The sequence below is a fragment of the Thomasclavelia saccharogumia DSM 17460 genome (genome assembly GCF_000686665.1).
Classification (GTDB): domain Bacteria; phylum Bacillota_I; class Bacilli_A; order Erysipelotrichales; family Coprobacillaceae; genus Thomasclavelia; species Thomasclavelia saccharogumia.
Genome location: NZ_JMLH01000100.1, coordinates 1 through 7,074, shown reverse-complemented (window position 1 = coordinate 7,074; position 7,074 = coordinate 1). Strand labels below are relative to the sequence as shown.

The 7,074-nt window shown below is 26.4% G+C and carries 9 protein-coding genes; all 9 read left to right on the top strand.

The window, feature by feature from the left end; all coding sequences use genetic code 11:
- The coding region (locus tag BR82_RS16035) for a transposase (RefSeq protein ID WP_034865187.1) at positions 1-467 on the top strand (467 nt) is incomplete at its 5' end.
- 225 nt (positions 468-692) lie between these two features.
- A complete protein-coding gene (locus BR82_RS17510) occupies positions 693-1,412 on the top strand; it encodes an AlbA family DNA-binding domain-containing protein (RefSeq protein WP_205618774.1) in 720 nt (239 codons plus the stop codon).
- Between the two features lie 30 nt (positions 1,413-1,442).
- Positions 1,443-2,081 carry an ATP-binding protein gene (locus tag BR82_RS17505; protein ID WP_205618773.1) on the top strand — a complete coding sequence of 213 codons (639 nt, stop codon included), beginning with the start codon at positions 1,443-1,445 and terminating at the stop codon, positions 2,079-2,081.
- Positions 2,082-2,418: 337 nt separating this feature from the next.
- On the top strand, positions 2,419-3,645 hold the full coding sequence (locus tag BR82_RS0114080; protein ID WP_027090691.1) for an ATP-binding protein: 1,227 nt from the start codon (positions 2,419-2,421) through the stop codon (positions 3,643-3,645).
- A gap of 440 nt (positions 3,646-4,085) precedes the next feature.
- Positions 4,086-4,343: an AAA family ATPase gene (locus tag BR82_RS17775; RefSeq protein WP_418080440.1), complete on the top strand. Its 258-nt coding sequence runs from the start codon at positions 4,086-4,088 to the stop codon at positions 4,341-4,343.
- A 41-nt stretch (positions 4,344-4,384) separates the two neighbouring features.
- Positions 4,385-5,113 carry an ATP-binding protein gene (locus BR82_RS17770; RefSeq protein WP_240474571.1) on the top strand — a complete coding sequence of 243 codons (729 nt, stop codon included), beginning with the start codon at positions 4,385-4,387 and terminating at the stop codon, positions 5,111-5,113.
- A gap of 327 nt (positions 5,114-5,440) precedes the next feature.
- The gene (locus BR82_RS0114070; protein ID WP_027090690.1) at positions 5,441-6,133 is read left to right on the top strand and encodes a SatD family protein; all 693 of its coding nucleotides are present in this window, start codon (positions 5,441-5,443) and stop codon (positions 6,131-6,133) included.
- A complete protein-coding gene (locus BR82_RS17965; RefSeq protein WP_027090689.1) occupies positions 6,117-6,410 on the top strand; it encodes a DUF3307 domain-containing protein in 294 nt (97 codons plus the stop codon). The genes BR82_RS0114070 and BR82_RS17965 overlap by 17 nt, the downstream gene beginning before the upstream one ends.
- A 47-nt stretch (positions 6,411-6,457) precedes the next feature.
- Positions 6,458-6,784: a hypothetical protein gene (locus BR82_RS0114060; protein WP_147590262.1), complete on the top strand. Its 327-nt coding sequence runs from the start codon at positions 6,458-6,460 to the stop codon at positions 6,782-6,784.
- Positions 6,785-7,074: the final 290 nt, after the last annotated feature.

The window sequence follows — 7,074 nt, the reverse complement described above, 5'->3', positions numbered from 1 at the left end:
ATGATTTGAATAGTGTAGTCAAAGGGGAAAAGGTCTATGACTATTATAATGGAGTTGAATTTAAAGAAATGAAAATTAATATGATAAGACTCAGGACAAAAGGAAAGACATTCTGGTACGCAACGAATTTTAAAATCAATGAAAACAGTATAGAAAAAATGATCAAAACAGGAAGAAAGAGATGGAAGATAGAGAACAAGGGATTCAATGACTTAAAAAACAAAGGGTATAATTTGGGACATATCTACAGTTATGATGAAAATGCAGTAAAGGGACATTTTATACTGTTGTTGATGACCCATATGATCATGCAGTTAATGGAGCAGCACGAAAGGAACAAGGGGATATTTGAAACGATACATAAAATGGCGCTAAGAATAAAAGAAGCACTTAGGACACAAGCCCTAAGTGCAAGTGATGTAAGGGAAATAGCGCAACCTTTACATCTAAGTAGAATATCTCTATAGATATTGTACCATGAGGACCTTGAAAAGTAAAAAAAAACAGTAAAAAATTCACAGGGTCTTTTTGCCCAAAAAAATAGAAAAAAATATAGCAGTCATAAACACTTAAGATATTTATCATTAAAACTGCTTAAATTAAAAAATTTACTCGTCGTTGCTGACTTATCTTCAATGATTCTTTTTTTCTTTAAAAATAAAGGGTATAATATACAAAAGGAGCTGATAGATTTGATTTTAAGTAAATTTGTTGGAGAATCAACAGAGTATGATAAGAAACAAGCAGTAGAAAAAAGAAAGGTAAAAAGTTGGCTGAAAAGTGTAAGTGCGTTTGCTAATACTGATGGAGGAGTATTGATTTTTGGTATTACTGATGATGATAAAATTATTGGATTAGATAATGTGAAAGAAGATTTAGAGTTTATTAGTCAAAAGATAAAAGAAAGAATCGATCCCATACCACAAATTAATATGCATATTGAACAAATTGAAGGCTCACATATATTACTATTAGAAGTATTTAATGGTGATGAAACACCATACTATTATAGTGGTGATGGTGTTATGGAAGCATATATCCGTATTGGAAATGAAAGTGTTATTGCTCATTCAATAGAATTAAAAAGATTAGTTTTAAGAGGAAAGAATAGTTCTTATGATTCGTTATCAACAGATTATAAATTTGAAGATTATTCTTTTTCTAAATTGAGAGAACGTTATAAACAATGGACAGGCAATAGTTTTGATGATAAATTATTTAAATCATTTGGAATTGTTGATCATCATGGAAATCTTACAAATGCTGGTGCATTGTTGGCAGATGAAACGCCATTATATCAAAATAGATTATTTTGTACAAGATGGAATGGGTTGACAAGAGCTGGAGGATTAATTGATGCATTAGATAGTGATGAATATACAGGTGGAATAATTTCACTATTGCGTGATTGAGAATCGTTTATTAGAAGAAACACAAGAATAATGTGGAAAAAGACACCATTTTCACGTATTGAAATGCCAGAATATGTATTTCAAAGTGCATCTGAAGCTCTTGTAAATGCATTAATTCATCGTGATTATATGGTTGTTGGAAGTGAAGTACACATTGATATATTCGATGATAGAATGGAAATATATTCTCCTGGTGGCATGGTCAATGGTAGTGTGATTCAAAATTTAGATATACGATATGTTTCATCTGAGAGAAGAAATCCTGTTATAGCTGATATTTTTAATCGATTAGGATTGATGGAAAGACAAGGAAGTGGATTGAGTAAAATTGTAGAAGGATATAAATTAGAAGAAAATTATACAGATAAAAAGAAGCCATCTTTTTATTCTGATAGAACACAATTCCGAGTAATTATGCCTAATTTAAATTTTGAGGTTGATACCAATTATGATATTAATCAAAATGAATTATTAACAAAAAAAGAACAAAAAGTTCTGAGTATAATTATGAATGATGAAAAAATATCTCAGAAAAAGATATCTAATATATCTGGAATTCCAATTGCAACTGTCAAGCGAATTACTCAAAAATTACAAATAAATCAATATATTAAAAGAGTTGGTGGTACAAGAGGGTACTGGAAGGTATTGAAATCTGATATCAATTAATTTTTAGCAGTTTTTAGTTAATTGAATATAACAGATTTCTTTAGGATTTGTTGATGTGAGAAGTTTTGAAATGTGCTGGATATGGTAGCAATAAGGCAGCAAATCAAAAATCTCATTGAAAAAAGTGTTGAAAAAATCAATAAATTTGAGTTATAAGTTAACAAATTGGTTTTAACAAAACGTTAATCAAAAACAAATACGAAGGAAGATTCAAGATTATCTTGGGTCTTTTTTTGTATTTAAAATGAAAATAAAACTATAATAATAATGATAAATATGGTATAATTGGTACAAATTCAGATATTAATTCCAAATTTGTACAAAAGGAGGCTTTTTTATGTATAAGAGAACTATTTTTAATCGTATAAAAAATTCTTTAAAGCATTATCCTGTTGTCATTATAACTGGACCACGCCAAGTCGGGAAATCTACAGAAGCATTTAAATTAACAAAGGAATTAGGATTCCATTATGTATCCTTGGATAAAATTTCTAATAGAAAGCAAGCTTTAGAAGATCCGGAGTTTTTTATTCAACAAAACGGTATACCACTTATTATTGATGAGATTCAGTATGCTCCTATACTGATGGAAGTTATAGAAAGTATTGTTAATAAAAAAAGATTAGAAGAAGATAATGCAAATGGCATGTTTGTTTTAACGGGATCTCAAACGTTTTCAATGATGAAAGGAGTTACACAATCTCTTGCTGGTAGAGCAAGTATTTTAAAAATGATGCCTTTAAGTTATAGTGAAATTGTGGAAAAGGAAGAAAAACCTTTTTTGCCTTGTATTGAGATGTTAAATAAAGAATTTCAGCCAATTAATGTTAATGAATTATATAAGTTAATTGTTAGAGGATTTTATCCTGAGTTGTATAAAGATAAAGAGAGTGATACATTTGAATACTATGAAAATTATGTGAACACCTATATTGATAGAGATGTATCTGAACTGATTAATATTAAAGATAAACTGTTATTTCATAATTTCTTACAACATATAGCCACATTGACTAGCCAACAAGTCAATTACCTAGATATTGCAAGAAATGTAGGTATAGATTCTAAAACTGTAAAGTCCTGGATTTCAATATTAGAAGCAAGTGGTATTATTTATTTGCTACAACCTTATAGTGAATATAAGTTGTCAAAAAGGATTGTCAAATCACCAAAGCTATATTTTTGTGATACTGGTTTAGCTGCCCATTTAGCAAGAGTAGATAATCCAGAATATCTTGTTATTAGTAATTTAGCAGGAGCATTTATGGAAACTTATGTTATGAATGAAATCAAAAAGTCATATGAAAATAATGGTTTGAAGTTTGATGGTTATTATTATCGTGATAATCATCAAAATGAAATAGATCTTGTCATGATAGAAAATTTAACTGTTCATTGCATTGAAATAAAAAAAGGAAGTATGTTTGATAAAAAGCATGTCAAAAGTTTTCAACAGTTAGAACATAGCCAATATAAGATGGGCGTTTCATGTATAGTTTGTAATACAGAAAATAATTATGCTATTAATAGAAATATATTTGTATTATCTGTTTCTTGTATATAACAGTTGTATTGAATTGATTTAAAATTGTTTGATAAATAAGCTAGTAAGATACAAAAACATCAAAAAATATTGATTTTATCACAATTAGAGATTAACAAAACGTTAATCAAAACAAATACGAAAGAAGATTCAAGATTATCTTGGATCTTTTTTGTATTTAAAATGAAAATAAAACTATAATAATATTGATAAATATGTTGTAATATTTATACAGATTTGGAGTTGTAGTCTAAAAATGTATTAAAGGAGGGTGCTATGTTTAAAAGGACGATTTTTAATAAAATTGAAGAATCATTAAAGCATTATCCTGTTGTTATTATTACAGGACCAAGACAAGTGGGTAAATCAACAGAAGCATAAAATTTGGTAAAAACACATGGTTTTCATTATGTATCATTAGATGATATAGAGATGAGAGAACAAGCTATAAAAGATTCAATATTTTTATTCAAAGATATGGCTATCCTTTGATTATTGATGAAATTCAATATGCTCCTATACTAATGGAAGTTATAGAATCAATTGTTAATAAAAAAAGACTTGAAGAAGGAAGTGCCAATGGAATGTTTGTATTAACCGGATCCCAGACTTTTTCATTAATGCGAGGTGTTACACAGTCTTTAGCTGGAAGAGCAACTATTTTATTCATGAATCCTTTAAGCTATAGTGAAATAGTTGAGAAAGATTACCATCTTTAGAATTATTACAAAAAGAAATAAATCCTATAAATGTCAATGAATTGTTTAAAATAATAGTTAGAGGATTTTATCTAGAATTATTAAAAAATCCAAAATTGCCAACTAGACGATTTTATAGAGACTATGTTAACACATATTTAGATAGGGATATTAATGAACTTATAAATCTTAAAGATAAGTTGAGGTTTCATAATTTTTTACAACATATTGCAACATTAACAAGTCAACAAGTCAATTATTCACAAATTGCCAGAAATGTAGGTGTTGATGTTAAAACAGTAAAGGATTGGATTTCAATTTTGGAAATGAGAGGAATTATATATTTATTGCAACCATATAGCGAGTATAAATTATCAAAAAGAATTGTTAAAGCTCCAAAATTATATTTTAGTGATACAGGATTAGCAGCTTATTTATCAAAAGTTTATGATTCAGAAAATTTGTTAATTAGTAATTTGGCTGGGGCGTTCATGGAGACATATGTTATGAATGAAATAAAGAAATCATATGAAAATAATGGATTAGAATTACCAGGATATTATTATAGGGATAATAATCAAAATGAAATTGATCTTATCATTGTTGAAAATCTAAAACTTCATTGTATAGAAATAAAAAAAGGTAGTATGTTCAATGAAAGTCATATTAAAAGTTTTAATCAATTAAAAAAGAGTCAATATGAAGTTGGTGTATCTTGTATTATATGCAATACAGAAAATAATTATGCTATTAATAGAAATGCATTTGTATTATCTGTTTCATGTATATAACAGTTGAATAGAGTTGATTTGAGATGGTTTGGTAAATAAGCTAGTAAGATGCAAAAACATCAAAAAGTATTGATTGTATCATAATTATGAATTAACAAAACGTTAGTAATAATTGTTGTGAGAAGATTAGAGAAGTATTTAGACTTTGTGAGAAGTTTGAGTATTTCTTTTTTGTTTGCATTTACAAATAATGAAGAAAAAAGATTATAATTTTTATTCATTAGTAAAATAGCTTATAAAATATAAATATTAGTTATATAGCTTATAATTATTGAAAGTAAAGTAAAATTATATTATACTATAGTTAAATATTAGGAGGTGTGATAAATGTTTTTCTTCTTTTTTAAATTTGATCCATATATTGCGATTATAGGTGATATTAAAAATTCAAAAAATATTGAAGAACGCAGAGAGTTTCAAAACAAATTAAATAATATATTAAATGAAATTAATAAAATATATTCTGATTCAATATCTTCTAATTTTACAATTACACTAGGTGATGAGTTTCAAGGATTGTTACATTCTGGAGAAAATGTTATGGACATAATTCAATATATAAAAAAAGAATCATATCCTATAAAAATAAGATTTGGCATTGGAATCGGAGCTATTACTACTGATATTAATTCAGCAATATCTATTGGCACAGATGGACCAGGATATTATAAAGCAAGAGATAGTATTGAACAACTTAAAGTATTAGAAAAGAAAAATGAGAGTACATACGGTGATATTCAAATTAAAATAGATGGGGATAATAATTTACAAGAATTATCACTAAATTCTATTTTAAAATTAATGTACTGTATAGAAAAAGATTGGACAAAAAAGCAAAGAGAAGTTGTAAATTATGTTTTATTTGAAAAGAAAAACCAAACTGAAACAGCACATTACTTTAATGTTACACAATCAAACATTCAACAAATTTTATCTAAAACACATTTTTATACATATAAAGATGCTTTTGATTCTGTTAATAAAATATTAAGTGAGGTTAAGTATGATAACAAGTTATAGAGAAATACTGATTATATTTTTGATTGCCCATATCTTGTCTGATTTTTATTTTCAGTCTGAATCTATGGCAAGAAAAAAAGATAAAAACTTTAAATATCTAGTCATACATAGTATCATTTATGGATTAGTAACTTTAATTATAGTTAAATTAATATGTACAAATTTTGAAAATATATATTTATGGATAATCATATTCTCTCATTTTTTAGTAGACGCATTAAAGTATATCTTAAAGAAAAATAAATTTATTAGAGAACATAAAAAAATATTTTTATAATTGATCAAGTTATTCATATAGCTATATTAATGATAGTTTCTTATTTTATGGTAAAGTCAGGTAAGAATTATAAGTATAATGTAATGGTTTTAGATATATTAAATATCATTGGAATTTCTATTCAATCAATTATGGTTTTAATTATTCAGATGCTTCTTGTACATAAACCAGCAAATATATTTATAGTTAATATAATGCAATCATACAAACCTATTGATAAAGAAAATAGTAATACAGAGAATACAATAAAATCCGGGAGAATGATTGGTACTATTGAAAGAATTATTATGTTATTTTTTTTATTAATAAAACAGTATTCTTCAGTTGGATTAGTATTAACTGCTAAATCAATAGCTAGATATAATAAGTTATAAACTTAAACAAATTTTTTTGGAAACAAAAAAAGGATTTCTAATTATATCCAAAATACTGAATAGTAAGTAATCCATAATAAAAATTTGAATTAAGTTTCATTGTACTAAAACGTATGTAATTCTTATGATGGCTTTTTTCTCCAAGAATGACTGTTTTGGTATCAATAATCAAAATATTTTAAATAAATACTGTTATTCTTAAGTTGTTTAGTGGTAAAATAGGCATAGTGGCCCCCTCCCCAAATGAAGAGGTATTCTATTGTGGAGTTGATTAGGATGAATCCAATAAA

Coding starts and splice junctions, on each gene's coding strand:
- BR82_RS17505 (WP_205618773.1), top strand. CDS start 1,443: ATGTGGAAAAAGACACCATTTTCACGTATTGAAATGCCAGAATATGTA.
- BR82_RS0114080 (WP_027090691.1), top strand. CDS start 2,419: ATGTATAAGAGAACTATTTTTAATCGTATAAAAAATTCTTTAAAGCAT.
- BR82_RS0114070 (WP_027090690.1), top strand. CDS start 5,441: ATGTTTTTCTTCTTTTTTAAATTTGATCCATATATTGCGATTATAGGT.
- BR82_RS17965 (WP_027090689.1), top strand. CDS start 6,117: ATGATAACAAGTTATAGAGAAATACTGATTATATTTTTGATTGCCCAT.
- BR82_RS0114060 (WP_147590262.1), top strand. CDS start 6,458: ATGGTAAAGTCAGGTAAGAATTATAAGTATAATGTAATGGTTTTAGAT.